Here is a 26,992-nt window from a genome sequence, read left to right on the forward strand (position 1 = left end):
AGTTAACTCCTCTCTATTTCACATAGTGCAAAAGAATTGCATTCTGATGGTATTGTCACTAAGACACTAAATGTGATTTATTCTTTGTATTACGCCAAAAATTAATCATTAAAGTAAGAAGTATCCCTATTATTATTGGAACATCACCAAGTCTGGCATAGGGCGTCATACCAGCCATTGGTAAAATTTTTGCCGTAATAACAGCCGTCTCAAATTGGGGGGCGGTTGCAATTATTTGTCCATTGGGTTTAACAATTGCGCTTACTCCCGTATTGGTAGCTCTCAGCAAATAACGACCGGCTTCCATTGCTCGCATGCGAGCAATTTGAAGGTGTTGATGAGGCTCTATTGAATTACCGAACCAGGCATCGTTGGTCACATTTACGAGGAATGCGGCATCCGGCAAACCTTTTCGTTGCTCATTTCCAAATGTATCTTCATAACAAATTGATGTCATAAAAGAATATCCGGCGGCTTTCAACATGAGTTGTTGGTTTCCTCCTGAGGTCAATCTTCCAAGTCCCGAAAGGTTAAGCCTATCAAAAATATAACCTGAAAGGGGTTGTAAAGGCAGATATTCTCCAAAAGGTAACAAATGGTTTTTACGGTAAAAACCAGACTCCTTGCCCAAGACCATTACCGCATTAAATTTATCACCATTTTCTTCTTTAACAGGCAAACTTAAAATAATGTCTGATTTATTGTGTATTGCTTCATTTTGTAACAATGACAGGAAGTCGTCTTTAACTTCAGAATAATAAGCAGGTATTGCTGTTTCTGGCCATATGATAATATCTGATTGCCAATTCTGTTGCGTTAGCTCACGATACTTCTTGAGAGTAATATCTCTGTTACTGGGTTCCCATTTTCTATCTTGCGGTATATTGCCCTGGACCAATGAAACCTGAATTTCATTACCCGCAGTATATGTCCACTTATATAAATTCAGTGTTATTCCGCCTATACACAAAGCAAAAAGCAGGCATATTTTAAAACCTTGTTTTAGCAATCTTAAAGGAGAGATCAGGCATTCTGCAATTAACGCCACTATAAATCCTACCCCATAGACCCCTAAAACGGGCACATAACCAGCAAGAACCGAATCTGTTTGTGAATAGGCAATTTGCAACCAGGGGAATCCATTTAAAAACCAAGTCCCTCGAATATATTCAATCAAAATCCACAAGCTTGAACTGATAAAAAAAGCAGGCCGCGTCATGAAACAGAAGGTTTTACCGGCGACATATCCTGTCAAGCCGACAAATGAAGCCCAAACCGAGATAAAAACAAGGGTGACTATGAAACTGATAACTAAAGAAGCATGACCGAATTCATGAACACTAACAAATACCCATGAAACACCGGCTCCAAAATAGCCCAGGCCAAATAAAAAACCTCTTAAGGCAGACCGTCCTGGTGACAATGTTTGCCAGGATGCAAAGATAAAAGGGAGGGAAATAAATGAAAAAACCCAATATCCAAAGGGCTCAAATGCCAATGTTAATAATACGCCGGCGAATGGTGATATAAAATCAAACAGCCTACTTTTTAATCCGCATGAAAATTTCACAATGGTTACCGATTATTTCCATCCCTGGTAATGCCCAAAAAAAATTAATAGTACAAAATTTCAGCCTTTGAATGTCCCCCAAAGCAAGCACATATTAAGAAGCGGGAACAAAAAAAAACCCCACCGAGGGATTAACCTGGATGGGGTTTGATGTAAGAGCCTGGCGATTCCCTACTTTCGCATGGCAAACTGCCACACTATCATTGGCGCTAAGCGGTTTCACTGCCGAGTTCGGGATGGGATCGGGTGGGCCACGCTCGCTATGGTCACCAGGCAAACTGGTTTGGCAGGTCAATCCTGCCGCATTGAGGCGCGAAGGGCGCGCTAGGGGTCTAGGGCGTCGGCTTCAGCCGTCTCTTTGGAAATCTGTACACGTTCTCGCATATTTAAAGCGTCTGTCGGCTTACACCACCCAAACCGATTGGGTGTTATATGGTCAAGCCTCACGGGCAATTAGTATCAGTTAGCTTCATGCATTACTGCACTTCCACACCTGACCTATCAACCTGGTAGTCTCCCAGGGCCCTTCAGGGGACTCATGGTCCCAGTGAGATCTCATCTTGGGAGGGGCTTCCCGCTTAGATGCTTTCAGCGGTTATCCTGTCCGAACATAGCTACCCGGCAATGCCACTGGCGTGACAACCGGAACACCAGAGGTTCGTCCACTCCGGTCCTCTCGTACTAGGAGCAGCTTCCCTCAAATCTCAAACGCCCACGGCAGATAGGGACCGAACTGTCTCACGACGTTCTGAACCCAGCTCGCGTACCACTTTAAATGGCGAACAGCCATACCCTTAGGACCTGCTTCAGCCCTAGGATGTGATGAGCCGACATCGAGGTGCCAAACACCGCCGTCGATATGAACTCTTGGGCGGTATCAGCCTGTTATCCCCGGAGTACCTTTTATCCGTTGAGCGATGGCCCTTCCATTCAGAACCACCGGATCACTAAGACCTACTTTCGTACCTGCTCGATGTGTCTATCTCGCAGTCAAGCGTGCTTTTGCCTTTACACTCATCGCATGATTTCCGACCATGCTGAGCACACCTTCGTGCTCCTCCGTTACTCTTTAGGAGGAGACCGCCCCAGTCAAACTACCCACCAGACACTGTCCCCAATCCAGATAATGGACCTAGGTTAGAACTTCGAACATACCAGGGTGGTATTTCAAGGTTGGCTCCACAACAACTGGCGTTGCTGCTTCAGTGCCTCCCACCTATCCTACACAAATAGGTTCAAAGTCCAGTGTCAAGCTATAGTAAAGGTTCACGGGGTCTTTCCGTCTAGCCGCGGGTACACTGCATCTTCACAGCGATTTCAATTTCACTGAGTCTCGGGTGGAGACAGTGTGGCCATCGTTACGCCATTCGTGCAGGTCGGAACTTACCCGACAAGGAATTTCGCTACCTTAGGACCGTTATAGTTACGGCCGCCGTTTACCGGGGCTTCGATCAAGAGCTTCTCCGAAGATAACCCCATCAATTAACCTTCCGGCACCGGGCAGGCGTCACACCCTATACGTCCACTTTCGTGTTTGCAGAGTGCTATGTTTTTGCTAAACAGTCGCAGCCACCAGTTTAATGCTACCTCTTTCAGCTCCAACCGCGAGGGCTTTCACTTACTCAAGGCGTACCTTCTCCCGAAGTTACGGTACCATTTTGCCTAGTTCCTTCACCCGAGTTCTCTCAAGCGCCTTAGAATTCTCATCCCACCCACCTGTGTCGGTTTAGGGTACGGCCACTCGTAACCTGAAGCTTAGAGGTTTTTCTTGGAAGCATGGCATCAGTTACTTCGTCTCTAAAGAGACTCGTCATCACGCCTCAGGATTGCCAAACCGGATTTGCCTAGTCTGACTCCCTACACGCTTAAACTACCTATTCCAACAGGTAGCTAACCTAGCCTTCTCCGTCACCCCATCGCAGTTACGACCGGTACAGGAATATTAACCTGTTTGCCATCGACTACGCCTTTCGGCCTCGCCTTAGGTACCGACTAACCCTGCGTCGATTAGCGTTGCGCAGGAAACCTTGGGTTTTCGGCGTGGGGGTTTTTCACCCCCATTATCGTTACTTATGTCAGCATTCGCACTTCTGATACCTCCAGCCACCTTCTCAAGTGACCTTCACAGGCGTACAGAACGCTCCTCTACCGATTACACTAAAGTGCAATCCCGTAGCTTCGGTACTATGCTTAGCCCCGGTAAATCTTCCGCGCGAGCCGACTCGACCAGTGAGCTATTACGCTTTCTTTAAAGGATGGCTGCTTCTAAGCCAACCTCCTGGCTGTCTGGGCCTTCTCACATCGTTTCCCACTGAGCATAGATTTGGGGACCTTAGCTGACGGTCTGGGCTGTTTCCCTTTTCACGACGGACCTTATCACCCGCCGTGTGTCTCCCGTGCTGAAACTTGTTGGTATTCGGAGTTTGCATCGGGTTGGTAAGTCGAGATGACCCCCTAGCCGAAACAGTGCTCTACCCCCAACAGTTATACACGAGGCGCTACCTAAATAGCTTTCGAGGAGAACCAGCTATCTCCGAGCTTGATTAGCCTTTCACTCCGATCCACAACTCATCCGAATCTTTTTCAACAGATCCCGGTTCGGCCCTCCAGTAAGTATTACCTCACCTTCAGCCTGGTCATGGATAGATCGCCCGGTTTCGGGTCTAATCCCAGCGACTGAACGCCCTGTTCAGACTCGCTTTCGCTACGCCTCCCCTATTCGGTTAAGCTTGCCACTGAGATTAAGTCGCTGACCCATTATACAAAAGGTACGCAGTCACGGAACAAGTCCGCTCCTACTGCTTGTACGCATACGGTTTCAGGATCTATTTCACTCCCCTCTCCGGGGTTCTTTTCGCCTTTCCCTCACGGTACTGGTTCACTATCGGTCGATAAGGAGTATTTAGCCTTGGAGGATGGTCCCCCCATATTCAGACAAGGTTTCACGTGCCCCGTCCTACTCGTTTTCACAACTGAGGCATTTTCGTGTACGGGGCTATCACCCTGTATCGCCAGACTTTCCAGTCTGTTCCACTAATGCCTTAATTGCTTAAGGGCTGGTCCCCGTTCGCTCGCCACTACTAAGGGAATCTCGGTTGATTTCTTTTCCTCCGGGTACTTAGATGTTTCAGTTCTCCGGGTTTGCTTCCTACACCTATGTATTCAGTGCAGGATAGTCAGGTTATCCTGACTGGGTTTCCCCATTCGGAAATCCGCGGATCAAAGTTTGTTTGCAAACTCCCCGCGGCTTATCGCATGCTACAACGTCCTTCATCGCCTCTTATCGCCTAGGCATCCACCGTATGCGCTTATTCACTTGACCATATAACCCCAATCAGTCTGGCGTTCAGTGGCTTCCCGTTTCTGGGTTACCCTGTGCTCCAGGCCGGCTGTGGTTTGATCAGCTGACATGTTCGCTTTTTTTCTGCTTGAGAACTCATTCAGTTCACCTTCGCTTGCGCTTCGGTGTTCTTGAACTCGTTTATGTATCTTCTTCGCTTTTATGCTTGCGCATTCCAGCTATGAATTTACAGTGTACAGATTTCCAAATTGTTAAAGAGCCTTGATGATGTTACTTATCAAGTCTATAAAACCTCGCCCCGCTTGCCTAAACAAAGGGCAGGATAAAGTCTTATAGAGTTGATGTATCGTCGACAGCCTGTGTCTTTCTTGGTGGAGCCAAGGAGGATCGAACTCCTGACCTCCTGCGTGCAAGGCAGGCGCTCTCCCAGCTGAGCTATGGCCCCATTAAGTAGGTTCCCTCGCCCGTCTACCGGCCTTGGCGCTTTGCAAGGTGGTGGGCCTGGGAGGACTTGAACCTCCGACCTCACCCTTATCAGGGGTGCGCTCTAACCAACTGAGCTACAGGCCCAGGCTCGTGTCGTGCTTGATCAAAATAATTTGTTGTGGGTACTCATGATACGTGTCGGCGCGTCTTTGTAAGGAGGTGATCCAGCCCCAGGTTCCCCTAGGGCTACCTTGTTACGACTTCACCCCAGTCATGAATCACAAAGTGGTAAGCGCCCTCCCGAAGGTTAAACTACCTACTTCTTTTGCAACCCACTCCCATGGTGTGACGGGCGGTGTGTACAAGGCCCGGGAACGTATTCACCGCGACATTCTGATTCGCGATTACTAGCGATTCCGACTTCATGCAGTCGAGTTGCAGACTGCAATCCGGACTAGGACCGGCTTTCTGGGATTTGCTTACTCTCGCGAGTTCGCGGCCCTCTGTACCGGCCATTGTAGCACGTGTGTAGCCCTACCCATAAGGGCCATGATGACTTGACGTCGTCCCCACCTTCCTCCGGTTTATCACCGGCAGTCTCCCTAGAGTTCCCAGCTTGACCTGTTGGCAACTAAGGATAAGGGTTGCGCTCGTTACGGGACTTAACCCAACATCTCACGACACGAGCTGACGACAGCCATGCAGCACCTGTCTCAGAGTTCCCGAAGGCACTCCGCTATCTCTAACAGATTCTCTGGATGTCAAGGGTAGGTAAGGTTCTTCGCGTTGCATCGAATTAAACCACATGCTCCACCGCTTGTGCGGGCCCCCGTCAATTCATTTGAGTTTTAACCTTGCGGCCGTACTCCCCAGGCGGTCAACTTAATGCGTTAGCTGCACCACTAAGTCTTTTAAAAGACCCAACGGCTAGTTGACATCGTTTACGGCGTGGACTACCAGGGTATCTAATCCTGTTTGCTACCCACGCTTTCGTACCTCAGCGTCAGTTTTAATCCAGAGAGCCGCCTTCGCCACTGGTGTTCCTTCAGATCTCTACGCATTTCACCGCTACACCTGAAATTCCACTCTCCTCTATTAAACTCTAGTTACCCAGTATCAAATGCAGTTCCCAGGTTAAGCCCAGGGCTTTCACATCTGACTTAAATAACCGCCTACGCACGCTTTACGCCCAGTAATTCCGATTAACGCTTGCACCCTCCGTATTACCGCGGCTGCTGGCACGGAGTTAGCCGGTGCTTCTTCTAAAGGTAATGTCAAGAGCAAGGGTATTGGCCTTACTTTTTTCCTCCCAATTGAAAGTGCTTTACAACCCTCAGGCCTTCTTCACACACGCGGTATTGCTGGATCAGGCTTTCGCCCATTGTCCAATATTCCCCACTGCTGCCTCCCGTAGGAGTCTGGGCCGTGTCTCAGTCCCAGTGTGGCTGATCGTCCTCTCAGACCAGCTATAGATCGTCGCCTTGGTAGGCCTTTACCCCACCAACTAGCTAATCTAACGCAGGCTCATCTGATAGCGCGAGGTCCGAAGAGCCCCCGCTTTCCCCCGTAGGGCGTATGCGGTATTAGCGTGAGTTTCCCCACGTTGTCCCCCACTACCAGGCAGATTCCTACGCGTTACTCACCCGTCCGCCACTCGTCAGCGCCCGAAGGCCTGTTACCGTTCGACTTGCATGTGTTAAGCATACCGCCAGCGTTCAATCTGAGCCATGATCAAACTCTTCAGTTTAATATGGTTTGCCACTCAGTTAGATGAGTGGCCAATCTTGGCTCGACTTCAGAATTAAACGTCATTACTTGAATTAACGTGTAATACTTGCGTCGATTATCTTTTTAACTGCCAGACATCGCGCCACAAGCACCCACACAAATTATTTTGATCGACTTGTTAAAGAGCCAGGACTTTCGCCCTGTTGAGCCTGACTATTATACAGACTCGCTTTTCGTTGTCAACACCTTGTTTAACTTTTCTTCCCTCCCTGACCCCTCACCGTCGTCCTGACCGCTGAAGAGCTGCACATTCTACAATAGCTTTCTAATCTGTCAAGCTTTTGTTTTGGAATTTCTTTGACTTGGTAACACAAAGTCTGCAATAGTCATGTATTCAGTAATGTGGCGGAATTTCATCACCTTGATTTACATAGCCTATTTCTGAGCAGATCGAGGTAATTCGAGCATTTACCACGCCAAAAGCTTTATTTAACTGGTCTATTTGCGCTTGCTGAGAAATTACAATTTGATTTAATTCCTGGATCAGATCTTCCTGAAAGGCTATCTTGATTTGCATCTCTACAATTTGATCATCATTTTCCATCGCTTATCCATTAATTGAGAACTTAATTTTCCTGCAATGAATCCATCATGCTGACTAAATAATTTACAAACTCTTTTAAAAACAGAATAAGTCCGTCTATTTCATCTTTTAGATGATGTAAGAACGAATGTTGACCAAAGTTTTCCTGAACGTAAAAGGACAAACCCATGTAAATGGTATTAGCCCCCATCACAATCATTATCAGAGCGGCCGACTTCATCATTAATCCTCTAAATCGAGCACTAATCTTGCCAAACGCAATACTGATAAATAGCATCATCGGTAAAGTACCCGCACCAAAAGTCAGCATCAACAAGCCCCCCTCCCCTATCGATGGCGCAGATGTGGCTTGAACCGCCATTGCAAATGTCAGCGGGCACGGCATAAGTCCGTTCAACACACCCGCTATTGAGGCGCCTATTATAGGACCTCTTGTATTTGCGGTTGCATAGCCCTTTCTTAGCATACCCATTGGGATTAATTTGATTGAGCCCTGAAAAGGAATCCAGCCAAGTATCCCCAAAGCCAGAAAAATTACAACGGAACCTATGAACATTTGCAAAATGCTTTGCATCTTTCCAAACAGGCCGCTGGAAACCAGAACTACGCCTAAAGCCGCCGCAGCGAACCCTACCATTGTGTATATCGAAATACGTGCCAATTGATAAGCAAAATAAGGCAAATAACTTCTATTGGGCCCGGCTTTCATAAAATAGCCGGACACTAAAGCGCCGCACATACCTAAACAATGACCACTACCCAGTATTCCGGCAACAAATGCCAAGCCATAGTCAAATCCGCCGACCATCCCTGCGACATGCATGCTGTGATCCATCGTCGAATGATCCATTTGTGCCTCTATTTTTTATTCAATCGCAGTGAATTAGCTATAACTGATACAGAACTTAAGGCCATCGCAGCTGATGCGATCATGGGATTAAGCTTGCCTATAGCAGCAACCGGGATAGCAATGGTGTTATAACCAAATGCCCAAAATAAATTTTGCTTGATGATACGGATCGTATCGGTACTTAATTGTATAGCCGATGTCACTTTTGAGATATCGCCACTCACCAACGTCAGGTCCGCCGACTCAATGGCAATATCCGTCCCTGTGCCTATCGCAAAACCGACATCTGATGCCGCCAGCGCGGGGGCATCATTAATGCCGTCACCGATCATTGCGACTTTTTGACCTTCTTTTTGTAACTGGCGAATAATAGCGAGCTTATCCTCCGGCTTGGCATTTGCGATTACAGTTTCTATTCCTACTTTGCCGGCAATGTAGTTTGCCGTTTTTTCGGTATCACCCGTGACCATTAATGTTTTGATACCCATTTTTTTAAGCTTTGCTATCGCGTCATGAGATTGAACGCGAGGCTTGTCTGCAATTGCGAATAAGGCGGCTTCTTGACCGCCAATCGCCATGAATACCGGCGTCATTCCTTTTGCTGAGAACTGGCCTGCCGCCTCTAAAAGCTTATCGACCCTAAATCCTTTCTCAACCAGCCAGGCTTTATTCCCTAAAACAAGCTGCTTATCATCAACAGAAGCTTCAATACCTCTGCCTGTTTCACTCGCGAAACTTGCAGCATCCTTAAGCTGAATCGATTGCTCCTTTGCATAGGCAACAATAGCCTTACCTAGAAAATGCTCAGAACCATGCTCGGCAGATGCTGCAAGCATTATTATTTCTGCGTGATCAAATTCGGACAAATTAACAATAGCGGCAACATTGGGTTTTCCTTCTGTAATTGTTCCGGTCTTATCAAAAACAATAGCGTTTAATTTTGCCGCTGTTTCAAGACTTTCGCCATTGCGGATATAGATACCTTCCCTTGCTGCCTGACCGGTCCCAACCATAATTGCGGCGGGGGTCGCCAGTCCGAGTGCGCATGGACAGGCAATCAGTAAAACTGTTATCGCATTTCCAAATGCAAAAGAGAATGGCGCTCCAGCCAATAACCAGCCAGCCATTGTCAATCCTGAAACCAGCATGACCGACGGGACGAAAACTGCGGAAATTTTGTCGACTTGTTTCTGGATCGGCAACTTGGTGGACTGAGCCTGATCGACCATATGAACGATACCGGCAAGCACGGTATCCATGCCTACTGCGGTTGCCCGGACTCGCAAAACACCATTACCATTAACACAACCGCCAATCACCTTATGACCCATTTCTTTGACTACAGGCAAACTTTCACCGGTAACCATGGACTCATCGACCGTAGACACGCCAAAGATTACAAGGCCATCGGTTGGTATTTTTTCTCCCGGCCGCACCAGAAGAACATCATCAATAACAACATCATCAACCGGAACCACTGTTTCCTCACCGTTTTTAAGTACCGTTGCCGTTTGAGGTTGCAAGTCAACCAATTTTCTGATGGCCTCCCCCGCTTTCCCTTTTGCTCGCTCTTCAAGATAACGGCCGAGTAAAACAAAGGTAATGATCGCCGCGCCCGCTTCGAAGTAAAGATGCCCTCTTTGCCTATATAAAGCAGGCAAACTGTAACCGTAAGCCGACCCCACACCCAGGGCGATCAGCGAATCCATGTTCGCCGCACGCTGTTTTGCCAGCCGCCATGCTTTTATAAAAAATTGGCCGCCGGACCAAAAAACCACAGGCGTAGTCAACAGAAACTGCATCCAATGCAAGGGACGAGATGATGTCATTGCCATGCCTGTAACAATGACGGGGGTACTCAAAATTGCCGACCAGATAAATCGGCGCCGAGCAACAAAGATTCGCTGTTGCTCCTTTTCAATTAGAATCTTGCGCTGTGACAACGTATCCACTGAATAGGTTTTATAACCCAATGTCTCTACTTTCGCCGACACATCCACTTTATTAAGATGCCCATGAACAGTCAGTGTTTCCGTGCCAAAATTCACACTGGCCCGCTTTATCCGCGGATCTCTTTTTAGCACCATTTCAATTAACAAAGCGCAAGAGGCGCAGGTCATCCCTTCTATTGCCAAATCAATTTCATGCTCGGGGCCTTCAATTATTTTTCCGGCCTGTTTTTGCTGGGCCGATTGCTTATGTGCAACATTCCCAAGTATCGCATCTATCAGTATCAACAAGTTTTTTTTGGGTAAGCTTGCAGGGTCGAACTCTATAACAACTGAACCTAAGGCATAAACCGACCTGACTGATTTTACTTCAGGCCGTTTTTTTATAAGAATTTCGAATATATAGCTCCGCTCCTGATCATTTTTAAGAACCGGAGATATAATTCTTACACGCCTGGACAACTGATGAACCAATCGAAAGTTTTTAGGCATAACTGCGGGTGTATCCATATCCATTTCACTTGCAACCATTCAGGAAAATATAGAGCCCAGACAATTAAATCTTTCATTTAGGGCTAGGGAACGATTTTAAAAGCTGATTCGAGAGTGAATAAACATCTCACCAATATCGCTTATTTTGCTTTACGCGATCTAATCAGTAAAAAGAACATATAAAAAAGGGCCATCCACTCATAGCGATACTTAAAAGGCTTTACAATCCATTGTTGCGTTATGTTTTGCCAGTGGAGCTTGATGAGAAAAAGCACCAGAATATCATTAAGAAAATCAACAACCGCTTTTTCAGGATCATTTATGAACGAGTTTGGTTTTTTTAAAGTAACCCTCGTTAACACTCTGGCGGCATGCACCGTTTCCTTGGTGTTGTTTATCTTTTCTTTAATCCATGATATTGGAGAATACCTGCTAGTTTTCACCTTTCTATTTAAGAAAGTAGATCCGCGTAGACTTGGCGAGGCCTCTAGCGCACCCTTTTTTTCAAGATTTGCGAGAATCTGAAAAAGCTGCTTTGCCAAAGATTTAAATTCACATACAGAAGAATGAAAACGGATGGATAATTTTTTTTGACTATGATACAGGTTGACTTTATAAACACCGTCAATAGCACTGATTTCCTTTAATAAGGTTTCAGCAACGTCCTTATGACAAACTTTTTCCGGCACACCAAAACGTACATGCCCCTCTTCCTGATAACGCAATACAAACTCTTTTTGAATAGCCATAAACAACTTCAGCAAATATAAAAATAAAAACGGGCGCTCTGTTCAATCCAACAAGAAAGCACCCGTTTATAACTATTCATTTTCCCGCGAATTACGAGAAAGGACTAAAACTCAAATTTTATTCTTTAGTCTCAGCCACTAAGTCTTCAAGATTTTCTTTTTGATGTAGAACAAAATCTTTACTGGCATCTACAGCTTTTGTTGCTCCTGAGATGATTTCTTTGCGGTACTTGTAAACCAGATAACCCGCTACAACTCCCAGACCAAAGACAATAACAGGGTGTTTTGCAGCATTGCTTAACAACTTACCACCGCTATAGACCGTCGCAGAAGCCATTGAACCCTTAACTATTTCTTTTGACATTGAATTACCACCGTGAGCATGTTTCATAATACATTTTCCTTAACAATTTATATAAGTAGCAGCGCCAAATTAAACTTGTTCCGAGTCCGGCAAAATTTGATCTTCGTGAAGCATTTGATAAATACCTTTGCACCCCTCGCAACAAAAAGCTTTATCGCCTTCCGTTGTTTTAAGTGTAAACCCGGGCGTTTCGACAGTTAATCCGCAGAGATCACAAACTTGCTTAGTATCGTTCATTTTTATTTCTTCAGTCCTCTTATAACACCGGGGATATTAACAAAAGACATACACTCTCACAACCGGCATTTTAAGCCAGTCCAAATATCGATCCCATAAAAAAACCCGCTCATAACCGCTTGAGCGGGTTTACTAAAATTCTTAGAGACCAAGAGAACCACACTTCAAGGACTTACAAAAAATCCAGAAGCTTTATTCGTCAAAGCGAAAGCAATAAATTAAGCAGTTCAATGGCATTCTTGGGAGGCGGACATCCTTGGTTTGCTATTTGTTGCTTTACTGGATGCCTTCATTAATGCAATACGCAAGGCTCCTGTAAGACTAGCACCCAAACCCAACCGCATGGCCAAGGCAGGCACCAAGATCATCGACGCAACAGCCAAACCTGTACCTATTAGTAAAGAACCAGTATTACTTGCTTCAACAGTACGAGATAAATCCTGACTCATTATTCTGACCTCTTTATTTCAAGTTTGTAAATAAACAATTTCCCTAATAATTGCATGATTAATACCAATTATTAACTTGTTGATTTATATAAACTTAAATTCTCATCGCAAACAAAAAGGCTCTAAAATGGGTTAGATAACATAAAGAAACTATGTTATTTAACACATTTTATTTCCAGACACGTCTCAACGACAGAACTACAAGTGACTGATTCAACAGTCAAAGTCCGGTCATTTCCATAACTTCAGGGGGTTTTGATACTTACTCAGGCCTGTTGAAATAAAATGCTGATGAGCCGCTATTTCATTAGAATGCGTAAAACATAAATCAAACCAAATCAACAGATTACTATGAGCAAATTACTTTTTTCTTTAAGGAACGTACCCGATGATGAAGCTGAAGATATCAGAATGATATTGAAGGAAAATAATATTGATTTTTACGAGACTCCACCAGGAAACTGGGGGATTTCAATGCCTGCTATCTGGGTCCGTGATGCCTTGCAGTTTAATCAGGCAAATGATTTAGTAAATGACTATCAAGGCAAAAGGGCGATAACTCAAAGGCAAATTTATGAAAAACTTATCAAGGAAGGAAAAGTGCCCGGTTTTTTTGATTACCTGCATCAAAATTTTTACCGATTTCTTATTCATATCTTGGCAGTGGGCTTAATCATTTATGTTTCAATAAAGCTGATTTTAGAGTTCGGCTTGTAAACCATTGAATTTAATTAATGTGTGTTATTTGACTCAGATCCACGGTGGCAGTCCATCCCGATCCGTTGTTTGTGGGGCATCTTACTTATTTCCTGCCAGATAAAACAACAACACAGCCAACCAAGAAACACCTAAAAGCACCCAAGGCAATGGGCTCTGCTTATAGATAACGATAGGAGTGCTAGTATTTGAATTCTTATCAAATTTATCCGATGACACACTGCTTGGTTTTTTCCTTTTTTTATCCAATTCTCTTGCTTTAGCTTTTTGCTGTTTTTTATATACTTCAATCCCTTTCTGAATTCCTAGGCTTACGAGTTTCGTCTGCTCTTTGGTTTGACCAGGCCTCTGGATTGCTTTTGCAATTTGCAAGGCCTGCTCCCTGCTCTCTTCGGATGGCTGATCATATTTCGATTTTGCTGTCATTGTTTGGATTTTAAACCGGCTTAATTAAAACCATCTTTCTTCAATTGTTCATATTTTCTTTTAAACCCCTCTTTATCCCACAAATAATATATAAGTAACAACAAAATTGGCCATAACACAAAGAAAAGTAACTTTGAAACCATACCTAAACTCATATTTCCTCCTAAACGTGGTTATCAAATGGGCTGCAGCCCCAAAAAATTATCTCTCTTGATGACAATACCGCTCAAATCTCATGCTTGATTGACCGGTAAACAAGGATTCCCAATCCAACTTTCAATCATTGTCGCAGACTGACAATGTCAATTGCCTTTTAATCGATGCGTACTCACGCTTTCGGGTATTCATAATAATTTGAAGACGCAATTGATCATCGGCAACTGACCAGTTTTTTATCTCCTGAAGCGTTCTAAAACAGCCCATACACACTTCAGATTCATTCAGACAACAATTACCAACACATGGCGATTTCACACGATCAGAATAACTTATCATTTTCACTTTTCTCCGTATAAAAAATGAAATAGGTTTCAGTAATCCCTAAATTGTCAATAAATCTGCAATTGTCAATTGACAAACTTTCACACGCTGGAAAAAATAGATAAAAAATGCTTTAAAAACAATAAATTAAAGATAGTATTTATCTATGAAATAAACTATTCCAATAGTAAGGCACAGCTCATGCAGATTGGTACTTTTGTATCCGGATGAATGAGCAAAAAGATGATAAGCGGGAGCAATGCCTTTCAATCACAGTAATGGCATCGCTTCCGCTGCTATACAGTCGTATTTTTCTTCGCGTTGAAGCGCATCAGAAACGTTGACCTAAAAAACAGTATGATCCTCTATCTCTAAGCGCCTCATTAATTCAGAAAGAACGAGATGATCGTAATGACGCACCAATACCGAATCGACGGGCCTTTCTCCCAATTCATCCTCAATTTGGCTCAATATCAAACTCATATGGTGGCGCCTTAATACCGAATCCTCCGGCAATGCGGTCGGTGTAGGTTGTGATGATACGCTTTCAGAATTTATGTTGATATGGGCGGCTTTAATAGTCGGGCAATCCTTGATCGCACTCACGGGTTCATCTTCTTGATCCTCAAGGTCAACCATACCGCTCAGACAATCCAGACTCTGCGATCTATGCTTGATACCTTGCCATACATAAAGTGTCACGCTCACCGTTAGCAATGCAAAACTGACACTTAATGCGGCCCATTCATAAAACATCTGATTCATTAAGTAAATACCCCACCAAAGCAGCAGAGAAAATACAATAACGGTAAATAACGCTTGCAAGACAAATGACCAATGCAATGCGCCGGTATCGTGTCCCCATGCCAACTTTAGCCTTCGGATCGCATCACGAAGAGCCTTTTTATCATCCATTGTTTTTAAATTATTAATCTCTTGATTCAGTCGCCTTTTTTCCAGCAAACTCACGGCAAGCTGCAATGCCGAAATCACCGCCACCACACTGACGCTGACCCAAGTCACCACTATTTCTGTTGCCATCATAACTTCCCCCCTCATTATTATTTTTATAGTTTAGGAAACGCAGAATGAATCCGTCCCTGGATTTTTCAACGAGTAATGACAAAAAACCAAACTCACTTTTGACTTAAAAATCAGCCCACTTTAAAGATAGAGAGCATGCCTCCATCTTTTGATTTTTCAGACGTTTTTCCGATCAGAAGAGCGTTATTTATAAATAATTAAATTCAAAGGCTTAATGACATTGACTTGCAATTTAACAGAAACATTTACCTCTATCCAGTCACAGTTCAATCCTGAATCTAAGAAAATTTCAACATCGCGAAATTATTCATCGCAAAAAAAAGCCCCGCATTGAATTAACAAGCGAGGCTTCTAAAGCGGATTCAGCCGATTTACAACATTGGAGCAATAACCAATGCAACCACTGACATTAATTTCAGCAGAATATTAAGTGAAGGGCCTGATGTGTCTTTGAACGGATCACCTACCGTATCGCCCACAACGGCTGCTTTGTGTGGCTCTGATCCTTTTAGATAGGTTTTTCCCTGAATTTCAACACCCTCTTCAATCATTTTTTTGGCATTGTCCCATGCGCCTCCGGAATTAGATTGAAAAATGGCCATTAACACGCCGCTTACCGTTACACCCGCCAACAGGCCGCCCAACATTTCGGCGCCGCCTAAAAACCCTACGGCGACAGGAGACAAAACTGCCAGTAATCCTGGAACAACCATTTCCCGGATTGAAGCTTTCGTAGAAATATCAACACATTTGCTGTACTCGGCCTTGCCATCTGCGTTGTTAAATATGAGCTGATCGCCCTCACTCCATTCTTCAAGATCACGCCCCTCATTTTTACGCATCACTTCAAGCGCAGCCTTAAGCTCAGGAATCGATGCAAACTGGCGCCTTACCTCATTGATCATATCCATTGCCGCGCGGCCGACAGCCCCCATAGCCAGTGATGAAAACAGAAATGGCAGCATGCCGCCCAAAAACAAACCTGCCATCACGTAAGGCTTGGAAATATCGATACTGGTTATCTTGGCCGTTGTCATAAAAGCTGCAAATAACGCCAAAGCAGTCAGAGCGGCTGACCCTATCGCAAAACCCTTGCCTATGGCAGCCGTTGTATTGCCAACCGCATCCAGCTTATCCGTACGTTTTCGTACTTCTTTTGGCAGCGAGGCCATTTCGGCAATACCGCCCGCATTATCGGAAATGGGACCATAGGCATCTACTGCAAGCTGGATGCCGGTATTTGACAGCATTCCGACTGCCGCTATTGCAATCCCATAGAGCCCGGCAAATTCATAGGCTCCGATAATAGCCGCAGCAAGAATGATGATTGGCATCGCGGTTGATTGCATCCCAACACCCAATCCGGCAATGATATTGGTCGCAGAACCTGTCAATGATTGTTCAACAATTCGCTTAACGGGACGTGTACCCGTTCCTGTGTAATATTCGGTCACATAACCTATCGCCAGCCCGGATACTAGACCGATGATAATGGCAGTAAAGACACCCATCGAAGTATAAGTCCCCGTTGGCGTCTGCCAGGATGCAGGCAAAATCCACAACGTAATTAAATAGGTCGCAGCCAGCATTAATACAGAAGCCACCAATTCACCTTGATTCAATGCTTTTTGAGGGTCACCGCCCTCTTTAACGCGCACAAAAAAAGTACCGATAATTGATGTAACAATGCCCACGCCCGATAATAAGAGAGGCAGTAAAGCCGCATTAAGCCCGCTAAATTCATTATTTATTTCAAATCCGGCAGAACCGATCAGCGCGGCTCCCAAGACCATAGTACCGACTATCGACCCGACATAAGATTCAAAAAGATCCGCACCCATTCCGGCGACATCACCGACGTTATCGCCGACATTATCGCCAATCGTTGCGGGGTTCAGCGGATGATCTTCGGGAATGCCGGCTTCAACTTTACCCACCAGATCGGCGCCGATATCGGCCGCCTTGGTATAGATGCCGCCGCCAACCCTTGCAAACAATGCGATGGAAGACGCACCAAAAGAAAAACCGGTAATGACTGTAACGATGCGATTAAAGTCCCATCCCAAAGAAGAATAAAAAATCAACAACAGACTCAAACCCAGCACCCCGAGTCCTACTACACCCAACCCCATGACGGATCCGCCAGAGAAAGCGACCTGTAAAGCACTACCGATACTGGTTCTGGCAGCCTGAGTTGTTCTTACATTGGCCTGGGTCGCAATACGCATCCCCAAAAAACCCGCTAATCCTGAACAGAAAGCACCCAAAACGAACGAGAAAGCGATTAACCAGGAGGAATCAACGGAGCGAGAACCCATCCAGCCCAATATAACGGCGATGACCACAACAAATACGGCCAAAACCTGATACTCGGCTTTCAGAAAGGCCATCGCCCCATCCGCAATATAACCGGCAATCCGCGTCATTCTCTCATTGCCAGCATCTTGTTTTTTAACCCAAGCGGAGCGAATAACGGTAAAAATCAAGGCCAGAATGCCAAAAACCGGGATTAAATAGGATATTAACTGCCCTGTGTTCATAGATGTTTGCCTTTTAAAGTTAAAAAAAGTGATTGCACTACCGCTTTTCATCGAAGCTTAAACCTCAGAAAAGAACTGATTAAGCCGGAGGTCCCTCGCAGTAAATAGAAGAAGTGAAGAACCGCGATGCATTTTTCATGCGTAACTTAAAAACAAATACGTCACCCCCGACAATTTAATGATTTTTCAAGTCAAAACAAGCTTAAATCCGGTTTCGTTGCTGTTAGTGAAGAATACAGCCTGCGTTCAACTCACAAAAAACTTCCGCTCTGATGCTCCCACATCTGAAAATACTTGCCCCGGATTGTAAGCAATTCCTGATGCGTGCCTTGCTCAATGATCCTGCCATTTTCCATCACTACAATTCTATCCATTCGTAAAATAGTGGATAAGCGATGCGCGATGACAATCGCTGTTTTATTTTTAATCAGCTCAAACACAGCGACTTGAATCAGTTGTTCGGTAAGAGAATCAAGGGCACTGGTCGCTTCATCCAGCACGACAATAGGTGCATCTTCCAGAAATGCTCGAGCGATCGCTATGCGCTGACGCTCCCCACCGGACAATTTAACACCTCGCTCACCGACCAACGTATCAATTCCATCAGGAAAGTTTTTAATAAATTCCTGGCACTGGGCTTTTTTCACCACATCGGTTAACGCCGCATCGGTCACCGACCGTCCCAGCGTAATGTTATCCCTGACAGAACGATGAAACAGTTCCGGCTGCTGAGGTATCAGCGAAATTTGCCGCCGCAAAGAATCCAGCGTAAAGGCTCTGGCATCCATTCCGTCAAATTTTAATGAGCCTCTTTGCGGATCAACAAAACGGAACAGCATTTTCGTCAGTGTCGTTTTACCGGAGCCGGAATGCCCGACTAAAGCCACTTTTTCGCCGGGACGAACCTCCAGAGAAAAGCCTTTAAATAAGCTGGGACCGCCTTCTTTTAACGCTGAATAGCTGAAATCAACCGAATCAAAATGAATTTCACCTTGCTTAATCTGCAAAGGTTTGGCGCCTTCAACATCCATCTCTAAGTCAGTGCATCTGAAAACCTCCGCCATTTCTGCAGCATCCGCTAATGCACTGAAAAACGTCCGAAAATTGCGGCCAAAATCCCATAAACGATGAATCAGCAGCATAAAAATGGATTGAAACAGCACAAATTCACCGACTTCAAAATGACCATTTTTCCACTTCTGAATCATCAGATACACCAGCAACAATTCCATGCCCAACGCCATCAAACCTTGAATGGCGAATGAAATAAACATCAAAATCCAGGCGATTTTCTTTTTCTTATACACCGCATCGGACGCCTGATTAATCTGGGCTTGCTCAGTCGCCTCCATCACAAAACATTTCACTATGGATATGTTGCTGATCGCATCCGAATAAACACCCCCGACCTTGGAGTCCCCTTCGGCAACCGCCTTATCAAAGCGCAGTTTCCACAAGGAAAATACAACGCTCCACCCGACAAAAACAATAACCCACACTAAGAAATAAAAAGCGAATTCAGGCTGTTGCTGATAAAAAATAACAAACGAGACAATAACTGCGAGACTGTTTTGATAAAGCTGGAATAAAAACCAGTCCATGACAATCTCGAAAGAACGCGAGAAACGCCCGGCCTGCTTGACTAAACTGCCAGAAAATTGATTTTCAAAAAAACCATATTTCTGTTTTTTCAACACCTCGAAACAACGTTTTTCCAGCAGGTTAACTCCTCCGCCATCCAACGGAATAATGGCAACCTCCAAAAAACGCCAAGATAACCAGATGCCGGCATAGAGAAGGGCAACCCAGCCCAGATTACTTATGATTTCCGCAAAAACACTTTCCGAATAAGTCATAGCCAAGCCATTGGCGATGTTCTTATAAAAAACCGAAACATAAACGTCCATACTGACCGAAGCACCCAGAGCCATCAAGGCCACCAGAAAATAGCCTTTTTTCTGCCAGATAACCCGGCTATATTCTTTAAAAATGATGTCCATGGTGTGTTTTAAAATTAGCGAAACAGGGTGTGTAACCCTTGACTGGATTGGCTTTTACCCTGACGTTTACCTTGCAGACAGGTGCGGGCACAAAAACGAAGGATTGAGTTTGAAATAACGTCTCGATTTTTGAATTTCCTGTAATGGGCAAATTTATAGGCCCACTACAGCCTGATGATAAAGAATCAGGAATTTGCAGCTACATTCTCAAGATACTTCCGATAGCTTATTGAAATTTTAAGCCCTGCAAAACGGCCCGACATTTTTATCAGTTCGTCGGTTGACTTATCAAAAGTCAATTTGATTACGCTCAAGGCCCTGTCTTCGTAGCCTTTGTTGATACCTAAAGAATCGAGTAAAAAATGATACACATATATTTCATTTTCCTTGTCATCGATAACTTCAAGTGGCTTTCCCAATTGCTTAACAACGTTTGATTTTTTAGGTAAGTCTGCGGAAATTTTATCAATATGGTCGGTATTAGCCCGTAATTGCCTGGTTTCCTTGTTAATTTCAGCCCCAGCTAACGATCTCAGTGAAACTTCCAAAAATTGGGGGGGAGCGATTTGCAAAAATAACGATGAGAAACCCCAGGAATAAAGCCGGTCCAACGAGTTAAAATGCAGATCAAAATAAAATTTTATTTCAGGCTCAATCAGCTTGTTATTCTTATCCACCTTATGAAACCAATAACGCCAACGCTTGCCATTGTCCTCCTGAGCCACCTCGCTGGAACGAAGCCCGGATAAAGATATAAAGTCTTCGCTGAACATGATCGGTTTTTTAAAACTCAACAAAAATTCATCTGCCACTTCAATGCCAAAGTTTTTATCGAATTCATCCAGTTGCTGATAGGTTTGAAATGCTCTAAGCCAGTAAAGACAGCCAGTTAAAGTACTGATGATGACCAGCAGACTGATCAGTCTAACGAGACGATGGGCTTTTGAATAATAGCGTTTGTTAATGTTTCGCATTCGAAGCGCCTCCGGACAACTTTAAATTTGAAAACAGGTTTTCTATATCGATACTGTCAAAACGGTATCGCCTGCCGCAAAACTCACAGTCCACGTCAATTTGACCGTACTCATCCAAAATACCGGATACTTCTTCTTGCCCCATCGAATATAAGGTATTTTCAATTTTCTCAACGGAACAAGAGCATTCAAATTCAACCGGTTCGCAGGGATAAAGCTTAACTTTTTCCTGATGAAATAAGCGGAATAACAAAGATTCACAATCCAATTGATGCAATTCGGACATCTTCAGCGTATTCGCCAGCATTTCAATCCGGTTCCAATCTTCACGGTCAAGATTTTGGCCCGGCAGTTCCTGCAAAAACAAACCTACGGCACTGCTCGCATCCGCACTCAACCAAAGCCGTGTATTGAGTTGCTCGGATTGTTTGAAATAACTCTCCACGGCATCGCTTAAACGCTCACCCACCAAGGGAACAACTCCTTGATAAGGATCGTTGGCTTCAGCTTTAATTGTTAATATGAGGTGTCCATCGCCAAACATATGCTCCAGAGAACCGGCCGGAACGTCAGCTTCTGAACGCACCAAACCCCTGATTTTCTGTTGATCAGATGCCTGAGAGACCAGTGTTTTAAACGGACCGTTACCCTGAGCCTGCAGAATGATTGAGCCTTTGAACTTTATTGTGGCTGATAACATCGTCGCGGCAACCAATGCCTGACCCAGCATAAAAATAACCTGATCAGGCCCTTGCTGATGTTGTTTAATCGCCAACCAACTTTGTTCAAGCCTGACCCATTCCCCTCTGACACCCAACTCTTCGAACAAAAACCGGCGCAAACAATCAATTTCTTTCATAACAAGGTCTAAATGTAAATAAAACAGCGGTCATTATAATCCAATAAAAACTGAACCCTTGCCTAACATCACATTTCCGATACGATACCAACGCGTGATTAAATTTGGATATCTCATGATGTTAACGATAAAAAATCTTGCCGATAGTTATCCAAAAACCGGGGAACTGGTCTGGATAGGGCTAAGACCGGGTAAAAAAATGCCGCTTCAACCGGTTGAGGAGGTGATGGCAGATATTGCTTGCGGGCTAATCGGTGATCACTATAGCGGTAAAAAAGGAAACCGGCAGGTGACCTTATTTCAATGGGAGCATCTTGCTGTGCTGTCGGCATTATTGGACAAACCCGTCGTGCCTGAGCAATTGCGTCGTAATTTAGTGATTAAAGGCCTTAACTTGCTGACCCTTAAGCAACAGAAAATAAAAATCGGAAATACCGTATTGCTGGTCACAGGCGCATGCCATCCGTGTTCGAGAATGGAAACAGCGTTAGGCGAAGGCGCTTACAATGCGATGAGAGGTCATGGTGGCATGACTGCGCAGGTGCTGACCGGCGGTCTCTTGAAGAAAGGCGATCCGGTATCAGTCGAAACGGAGACATAACGGGCCAAAACGAAGGGCCCTATTAAACCTAACGATCATCAGACTGCTTTCATCACATTCGGATTAATCATTGAAAATTATAAACACGGAGGCATCCGGTATTTTGCTGGTCTTGCTGGGTGCTTTGGGCTTTTCCACCAAATCGATCTTTGTAAAGTCGGCTTATCAGGTTTCCGGACAACTGGATGCCATCAGCCTGCTCGCGTTAAGAATGCTGTTTTCTTTGCCTGTTTTTTTGTTAATCGGCATCTGGCAGCAAAAGAAACACGCCCTCGATCAATCGCTGAGTATAAAAACAGGGATCCAATTATTCGCGCTCGGCTTCGCCGGGTATTATCTAGCGAGTTACCTAGATTTTAAAGGCCTACAGTATATTTCAGCGGGCCTGGAACGCGTGTTGCTATTTTTATACCCCACGTTTGTCGTGCTGTTTTCGGCGTTATTACATAGACGCTGGATCAAAACCAGAGAAGTTATCGCATTACTGTTTTGCTATGGCGGATTGGTCTGCGTCTTTGCAGATAATCTGACCGTCAAAACCCCGGATTGGCTGTTTGGATCCTTAATGGTTTTAGGCAGCGCTGTTGTTTTTGCCGGTTTTACCATGGGTAGCGGCGCGATGGTCAAAGTAATAGGCTCGGCCCGATTTACCACCTACACCATGAGCATAGCGGGATTGCTGGTTTTACTTCACTTTAGCCTGACATCCGGAATACATTTGCTCGATTTTCCAATCAAGCTATATTGGCTGGTGATACTGATGGCCATTTTTTCCACCGTATTACCGGCATACGCCATGAATGCAGGCATTCTGAGAATCGGCGCCAGCTCAGCATCAATCATCAGCTCGATAGGTCCCATCGTAACGCTATTACTGGCTTACGTGTTTTTAAACGAGACTATTTCATGGCTCCAGTTATCCGGCACTTTGCTGGTGATTATTGGCGTTTTTGTGGTCAGCAGACCTGGAAATTGAAAACTTTTGCATCATAAATTATTCTAACCCCTGTCAACTGTATACGAGGTTTTTCAGATGATGACTCAAGAACTGGAATTATTTAAGCATGTCATGCACGATGTTATTCCTATCAAAAAAAATGAAAATGTGGTGCTCAAAAAACCGGAAGAAGTGACGCCCGGTCAACAATACCGGCACCAAAGAGCGCAGTATTCAGAACAGGAAATCCAGGGCCCTTTATCGTTGGTATTGAGAAAAACGCTGCAAGCCGACGACTGGATCAGCTATAAACGCGACGGCATTCAGACAGGCGTATACAAAAACCTAAGACTAGGCCGCTATCCGCACGAAGCGGTGCTTAACCTGATCCGTAAGTCTCCGAAAGAAGCGCGTGATGAATTATTGCAGTTCATGCATGAATGTGAGGAATGCAATATTCGCAGTGTCCTGATCAGTTTTGGTTACGGAAAAAACAGCGGGACATTGCTTAAAAGTTATCTGGCCCAATGGCTTCCGGAACTTAAACAAGTGCAGGCCTGCCATACTGCCCAAAAACAGCATGGCGGCTCTGGCGCTGTTTATGTGTTGCTGCGTAAAAGCGAAGCCATGCGGGCAGAAAATCGCGAACGTCACGCAGCCCGTCTGGGCGGTTGAAAGTCACTTTTTAGCCAGTCGAAAAGACCGGCTAAACGATCAAGCAGGGATGCTGATCCTTAAAAGGATCAGCCATTTCTGCCTAGATCAGGCTGGTTCATTATCTGTCATCTTCTGTCATTAGCCGGGCAGAGAGCTCATGATCAGAGAACGTTTCCAGGGCTTTACCGACAATTTTGCAATGCCCGCCTTGAGCCTTGTAGTTGCGAATGAAATCATGCAAAAAATCCATCACGGTATGATCAATCAGATAGCCTTCTGTGAAATCAAAAATAATCGTTTTTCCCGATTCAAGCCCCAACAGCGCTTTTTTTAAGCGCAGATAATTTGAAAAAAGCGCCGACCCCTGCAGTCTGACAATCCGCGTATCCCGGCTTTGTTCTTCTATCGTAAAGTAGATCTTGAACAAATTACGCAGCCAAACGCCCCGGAACAGATTAATCATCAACTTGAGCACTATCCCCAGCGCGATGCCCAGCAATAAATCGGTCGCTAAAACCCCGATAATTGTCACTACAAATATCAATAACTGGTCTTTGCCGACATTCAACACACTGGCGAAGGTGGCTGGAGATGCAAGCCGATAACCGGTATAGACTAATAAAGCCGCCAATGAAGCCATTGGAATGTTATTGATCAGACGAGGAAACAAAATAACAACGAGCAACAATAACAAGCCATGAAAAAAATTGGACCAACCGGTTTTTGCTCCATGACTGACATTCTCCGAACTGCGGACAATTTCAGCTATCATCGGTAGACCGCCTATTGCTCCGGCCACAATATTTCCTATCCCAATAGCAGTTAAATCACGATCAAGATCGGAACTGCGTTTATACGGATCCAGCTTATCGACTGCCGTTGTACTCAGCAACGTTTCAATACTCCCTATTAAACTGATTGTGATAACGGCCTCCCAAAAGGCGACACTGAACAGTTTTGAAAAATCGGGCACATAAAAGTCAGCAGCGAAATTATCGGAGATCGATACCAAGTAGCTTGAGCCGCTTTCCAACGCATCCTGATCCAGATTGAAATGCCAGGCGAACAGCATACCTGCCAGCACAACGACGACAGGCGAGGGAATTTTACTCTTGATCAACGGCCAGCTAATCAGTATCAGCAGTCCTAGAAAGCCGATCAGGGCAATTTCCGGTTTCATACTGAACAAACTATGCGGAATTTGAAGTATCGTTGAAAACAGGCTACCGGGTTCCGGCCTGACACCCAGCAGAACATGGCTTTGAGTTGCAATAATAATCAGCCCTATCGCTGCAAGCATGCCATGAACGACCGATGCGGGGAAAAAGGCATTCAGCTGACCCAGTCTTAATTTTCCCATCAAAAACTGAAGAATGCCGGCAACCACAATCGCAGCCAGGGTATAACGGTAACCGGCCATTGCGTCACCCTCACCCAGCTTTTGCACGGCATCAAAAATCACGACAATTAGACCAGCAGCCGGTCCATTAATCGTCAAACATGAGCCGTTAATCCGGGAAACCAGTAAGCCCCCGACAACAGCAGTGATAATGCCGGCCGATGGAGGAAAGCCTGAAGCCAGCGAAACGCCAAGGCATAATGGTAAGGCGATTAGAAACACCAGAAAACCGGACAGTAAATCAGTACGCCAGTGTTCTATTAAGCCGGGCAGACCGGTTTTGGGCAGACTTGACAGATAGGGCTTATTCATGCAGTTCCTCGTTGATACAAACAGACCGTCAGCTGCTTTTAATATCGCAACCGGATAATAAAGGTAAAGTTTTTGTATTATGGCGGTTTGTTACTTTTAATATCAACAGCGAGTGTCTTCGACCCAGCAATTCCCAGTTTGAACTTTTATGTAGCTTTGAGGTGTGGCGTAAGCCTTGCGGGGAGCGCCGTAAACCCATCAATGGGTCTTGCTGTCTTCGGGCGGTCTACGCTGCAGCAATAGAAATTAACGTTACAATCCATCGATTCTAAAATAGACTGCACAAGTATCTATCCAACACCAACAGGGGACTGTTTTTGAGCGTTACTATCGATAACAACATGGTTATGAAATGCGTAGCTTATCAACGAGGCGTCAGCCTTGGTGAAATCAGCATCGAAGACATCAGCGAAGTCATCAAACAACCCGATACTTTTATTTGGCTTGGATTACGCGAACTGGATGCCGCTTTGCTCGGTAAAATTCAGGAAGAATTTGGCCTGCATGATCTGGCGGTGGAAGATGCACTTTCTGCACATCAACGACCGAAAATTGAGGAATACGGCGATTCTCTTTTTATCGTATTGCATACCGCGAGTCTGGGGGATGACTGTGTCGATTTCGGGGAAACGCACTTTTTTGTCGGCAATCATTTTCTGGTTACGGTGCGCCATGGCTCTACATTGAGTCACAACAAAATCCGGGCACGCTGCGAAGCGTCACCGCTTCAATTAGCAAAAGGCCCCGGTTTTGCTCTTTACGCCATTATGGATTTTATTGTCGACAATTATGTTCCGGTGCTGGAAGGCCTGCAGACAAGGTTTGATGCACTGGAATCAGCCATTTTTCAGCATCATCCCAGCCTGCAGACTATGGAGGGCTTGTACGAATTAAAACGCGAATTGCTGCAAATGCAAGGCGTGATTTTACCGGTGATTGATATTTGCAATGTGTTGATGCACTTTCATAATGTCGACATACCCAAAGACGTGCGATTGTATTTTCGGGATATCGCCGATCATATCAAGCGGATTGACCGTGCCATTGAAAGCATGCGCGAAATGCTGATCGCCGCCATGCATGTGCATCTGACTTTTGTGACCGTCCGGCAAAACGAAGTCGTCAAACGCCTCGCCGGCTGGGGCGCAATTTTGGCAATCCCGACCATGGTGTTCAGTTGGTACGGGATGAATTTCAAACATATGCCCGAACTGGAATGGACTTACAGTTACCCCTTGCTGGTCGGCGGGGTCATTTTTGCCAGCTTGCTGTTATTTTTACGCTTAAAGCGATCCGGCTGGTTGTAGGTTTTTCTCACTGGCCCAAA

Annotated in this window: 21 protein-coding genes, 2 tRNA genes and 3 rRNA genes; 5 read left to right on the forward strand and 21 right to left on the reverse strand. The window is 45.0% G+C overall.

The annotated features are described in order from the left end of the window. Positions 1–58: 58 nt before the first annotated feature. The 13 genes from lnt to GO003_RS03655 form a co-directional block, all read right to left on the reverse strand. Positions 59–1,570, reverse strand: a complete 1,512-nt coding sequence (gene lnt, locus GO003_RS03595) for an apolipoprotein N-acyltransferase (protein ID WP_231088803.1) — start codon at positions 1,568–1,570, stop codon at positions 59–61. Between the two features lie 158 nt (positions 1,571–1,728). After that, positions 1,729–1,844 (reverse strand): 5S ribosomal RNA (gene rrf / locus GO003_RS03600). A 158-nt stretch (positions 1,845–2,002) separates the two neighbouring features. Further along, positions 2,003–4,892, reverse strand: a 23S ribosomal RNA gene (locus GO003_RS03605). Between the two features lie 348 nt (positions 4,893–5,240). Next, positions 5,241–5,316 (reverse strand) — tRNA-Ala (locus tag GO003_RS03610). A 48-nt stretch (positions 5,317–5,364) separates the two neighbouring features. Further along, a tRNA-Ile gene (locus GO003_RS03615) sits at positions 5,365–5,441 on the reverse strand. 68 nt (positions 5,442–5,509) lie between these two features. Beyond that, positions 5,510–7,044, reverse strand: a 16S ribosomal RNA gene (locus GO003_RS03620). Together the 16S, 23S and 5S rRNA genes with 2 tRNA genes alongside form the textbook arrangement of a ribosomal RNA operon. 375 nt (positions 7,045–7,419) lie before the next feature. Beyond that, positions 7,420–7,629 carry a SlyX family protein gene (locus GO003_RS03625; protein WP_159658361.1) on the reverse strand — a complete coding sequence of 70 codons (210 nt, stop codon included), beginning with the start codon at positions 7,627–7,629 and terminating at the stop codon, positions 7,420–7,422. Between the two features lie 22 nt (positions 7,630–7,651). Continuing rightward, positions 7,652–8,479: a sulfite exporter TauE/SafE family protein gene (locus GO003_RS03630; protein ID WP_159658362.1), complete on the reverse strand. Its 828-nt coding sequence runs from the start codon at positions 8,477–8,479 to the stop codon at positions 7,652–7,654. Positions 8,480–8,487: 8 nt separating this feature from the next. Next, positions 8,488–10,938, reverse strand: a complete 2,451-nt coding sequence (locus GO003_RS03635) for a heavy metal translocating P-type ATPase (protein ID WP_159658363.1) — start codon at positions 10,936–10,938, stop codon at positions 8,488–8,490. Between the two features lie 122 nt (positions 10,939–11,060). Continuing rightward, entirely contained in the window at positions 11,061–11,669 is a 609-nt protein-coding gene (locus tag GO003_RS03640; protein ID WP_159658364.1) for a hypothetical protein, read from the reverse strand. Positions 11,670–11,787: 118 nt separating this feature from the next. Then, positions 11,788–12,060 (reverse strand): hypothetical protein, encoded by a 273-nt coding sequence (locus GO003_RS03645; protein WP_231088804.1) that lies wholly within the window; start codon positions 12,058–12,060, stop codon positions 11,788–11,790. A gap of 42 nt (positions 12,061–12,102) precedes the next feature. Next, complete coding sequence (locus GO003_RS03650) at positions 12,103–12,270, reverse strand: heavy metal translocating P-type ATPase metal-binding domain-containing protein (protein ID WP_159658365.1); 168 nt, start codon at positions 12,268–12,270, stop codon at positions 12,103–12,105. A 227-nt stretch (positions 12,271–12,497) separates the two neighbouring features. Continuing rightward, on the reverse strand, positions 12,498–12,719 hold the full coding sequence (locus GO003_RS03655) for a hypothetical protein (RefSeq protein ID WP_159658366.1): 222 nt from the start codon (positions 12,717–12,719) through the stop codon (positions 12,498–12,500). A gap of 351 nt (positions 12,720–13,070) precedes the next feature. On the opposite strand from GO003_RS03655, the gene GO003_RS03660 reads away from it, so the two are divergent. Then, positions 13,071–13,436: a DUF6164 family protein gene (locus GO003_RS03660; RefSeq protein ID WP_159658367.1), complete on the forward strand. Its 366-nt coding sequence runs from the start codon at positions 13,071–13,073 to the stop codon at positions 13,434–13,436. Between the two features lie 81 nt (positions 13,437–13,517). On the opposite strand, the gene GO003_RS03665 is transcribed toward GO003_RS03660, so the two are convergent. The 7 genes from GO003_RS03665 to hslO all read right to left on the reverse strand — a co-directional run bounded on the left by GO003_RS03665 (position 13,518) and on the right by hslO (position 21,759). Further along, positions 13,518–13,862 (reverse strand): DUF2956 domain-containing protein, encoded by a 345-nt coding sequence (locus GO003_RS03665; protein ID WP_159658368.1) that lies wholly within the window; start codon positions 13,860–13,862, stop codon positions 13,518–13,520. Positions 13,863–14,138: 276 nt separating this feature from the next. Further along, positions 14,139–14,357, reverse strand: a complete 219-nt coding sequence (locus GO003_RS03670; protein ID WP_159658369.1) for a DUF1289 domain-containing protein — start codon at positions 14,355–14,357, stop codon at positions 14,139–14,141. 330 nt (positions 14,358–14,687) lie between these two features. Continuing rightward, complete coding sequence (locus GO003_RS03675) at positions 14,688–15,386, reverse strand: hypothetical protein (protein ID WP_159658370.1); 699 nt, start codon at positions 15,384–15,386, stop codon at positions 14,688–14,690. Positions 15,387–15,757: 371 nt separating this feature from the next. After that, positions 15,758–17,926: a sodium-translocating pyrophosphatase gene (locus GO003_RS03680; RefSeq protein WP_159658371.1), complete on the reverse strand. Its 2,169-nt coding sequence runs from the start codon at positions 17,924–17,926 to the stop codon at positions 15,758–15,760. Positions 17,927–18,177: 251 nt separating this feature from the next. Further along, entirely contained in the window at positions 18,178–19,926 is a 1,749-nt protein-coding gene (locus GO003_RS03685; protein ID WP_159658372.1) for an ABC transporter ATP-binding protein, read from the reverse strand. Positions 19,927–20,111: 185 nt separating this feature from the next. Beyond that, a complete protein-coding gene (locus GO003_RS03690; protein WP_159658373.1) occupies positions 20,112–20,900 on the reverse strand; it encodes a hypothetical protein in 789 nt (262 codons plus the stop codon). Continuing rightward, the gene (hslO, locus tag GO003_RS03695; RefSeq protein ID WP_159658374.1) at positions 20,887–21,759 is read right to left on the reverse strand and encodes an Hsp33 family molecular chaperone HslO; all 873 of its coding nucleotides are present in this window, start codon (positions 21,757–21,759) and stop codon (positions 20,887–20,889) included. The genes GO003_RS03690 and hslO overlap by 14 nt, the downstream gene beginning before the upstream one ends. Positions 21,760–21,874: 115 nt before the next feature. Between hslO and GO003_RS03700 the strand changes: the two genes are divergently transcribed. The 3 genes from GO003_RS03700 to smrA all read left to right on the forward strand — a co-directional run bounded on the left by GO003_RS03700 (position 21,875) and on the right by smrA (position 23,972). Next, positions 21,875–22,360, forward strand: a complete 486-nt coding sequence (locus GO003_RS03700) for an MOSC domain-containing protein (RefSeq protein WP_231088805.1) — start codon at positions 21,875–21,877, stop codon at positions 22,358–22,360. 70 nt (positions 22,361–22,430) lie between these two features. Continuing rightward, positions 22,431–23,336 carry a DMT family transporter gene (locus tag GO003_RS03705; protein ID WP_159658375.1) on the forward strand — a complete coding sequence of 302 codons (906 nt, stop codon included), beginning with the start codon at positions 22,431–22,433 and terminating at the stop codon, positions 23,334–23,336. 57 nt (positions 23,337–23,393) lie between these two features. Further along, entirely contained in the window at positions 23,394–23,972 is a 579-nt protein-coding gene (smrA, locus tag GO003_RS03710) for a DNA endonuclease SmrA (protein WP_159658376.1), read from the forward strand. A gap of 100 nt (positions 23,973–24,072) precedes the next feature. Here the strand turns inward: smrA and GO003_RS03715 are convergent, their stop codons facing one another. Beyond that, the gene (locus GO003_RS03715) at positions 24,073–25,665 is read right to left on the reverse strand and encodes a SulP family inorganic anion transporter (RefSeq protein WP_159658377.1); all 1,593 of its coding nucleotides are present in this window, start codon (positions 25,663–25,665) and stop codon (positions 24,073–24,075) included. A gap of 317 nt (positions 25,666–25,982) precedes the next feature. Between GO003_RS03715 and corA the strand changes: the two genes are divergently transcribed. Continuing rightward, positions 25,983–26,972, forward strand: coding sequence for a magnesium/cobalt transporter CorA (corA, locus tag GO003_RS03720; RefSeq protein ID WP_231088806.1), 990 nt, complete (start codon positions 25,983–25,985; stop codon positions 26,970–26,972). Positions 26,973–26,992 lie beyond the last annotated feature (20 nt).

Origin of the sequence: Methylicorpusculum oleiharenae (assembly GCF_009828925.2) — a bacterium.
Lineage (GTDB): Bacteria > Pseudomonadota > Gammaproteobacteria > Methylococcales > Methylomonadaceae > Methylicorpusculum > Methylicorpusculum oleiharenae.

Bases quoted from the DNA above. Each gene is read 5' to 3' on its own strand.
- GO003_RS03665 (WP_159658368.1), bottom strand. From the start codon at position 13,862: ATGACAGCAAAATCGAAATATGATCAGCCATCCGAAGAGAGCAGGGAG.
- GO003_RS03675 (WP_159658370.1), bottom strand. From the start codon at position 15,386: ATGATGGCAACAGAAATAGTGGTGACTTGGGTCAGCGTCAGTGTGGTG.
- GO003_RS03670 (WP_159658369.1), bottom strand. From the start codon at position 14,357: ATGATAAGTTATTCTGATCGTGTGAAATCGCCATGTGTTGGTAATTGT.
- GO003_RS03630 (WP_159658362.1), bottom strand. From the start codon at position 8,479: ATGGATCATTCGACGATGGATCACAGCATGCATGTCGCAGGGATGGTC.
- GO003_RS03660 (WP_159658367.1), top strand. From the start codon at position 13,071: ATGAGCAAATTACTTTTTTCTTTAAGGAACGTACCCGATGATGAAGCT.
- GO003_RS03715 (WP_159658377.1), bottom strand. From the start codon at position 25,665: ATGAATAAGCCCTATCTGTCAAGTCTGCCCAAAACCGGTCTGCCCGGC.
- smrA (WP_159658376.1), top strand. From the start codon at position 23,394: ATGATGACTCAAGAACTGGAATTATTTAAGCATGTCATGCACGATGTT.
- hslO (WP_159658374.1), bottom strand. From the start codon at position 21,759: ATGAAAGAAATTGATTGTTTGCGCCGGTTTTTGTTCGAAGAGTTGGGT.
- GO003_RS03690 (WP_159658373.1), bottom strand. From the start codon at position 20,900: ATGCGAAACATTAACAAACGCTATTATTCAAAAGCCCATCGTCTCGTT.
- GO003_RS03640 (WP_159658364.1), bottom strand. From the start codon at position 11,669: ATGGCTATTCAAAAAGAGTTTGTATTGCGTTATCAGGAAGAGGGGCAT.
- GO003_RS03635 (WP_159658363.1), bottom strand. From the start codon at position 10,938: ATGGATACACCCGCAGTTATGCCTAAAAACTTTCGATTGGTTCATCAG.
- GO003_RS03625 (WP_159658361.1), bottom strand. From the start codon at position 7,629: ATGGAAAATGATGATCAAATTGTAGAGATGCAAATCAAGATAGCCTTT.
- GO003_RS03685 (WP_159658372.1), bottom strand. From the start codon at position 19,926: ATGGACATCATTTTTAAAGAATATAGCCGGGTTATCTGGCAGAAAAAA.
- GO003_RS03680 (WP_159658371.1), bottom strand. From the start codon at position 17,926: ATGAACACAGGGCAGTTAATATCCTATTTAATCCCGGTTTTTGGCATT.
- GO003_RS03700 (WP_231088805.1), top strand. From the start codon at position 21,875: ATGATGTTAACGATAAAAAATCTTGCCGATAGTTATCCAAAAACCGGG.
- GO003_RS03645 (WP_231088804.1), bottom strand. From the start codon at position 12,060: ATGAAACATGCTCACGGTGGTAATTCAATGTCAAAAGAAATAGTTAAG.
- GO003_RS03650 (WP_159658365.1), bottom strand. From the start codon at position 12,270: ATGAACGATACTAAGCAAGTTTGTGATCTCTGCGGATTAACTGTCGAA.
- GO003_RS03655 (WP_159658366.1), bottom strand. From the start codon at position 12,719: ATGAGTCAGGATTTATCTCGTACTGTTGAAGCAAGTAATACTGGTTCT.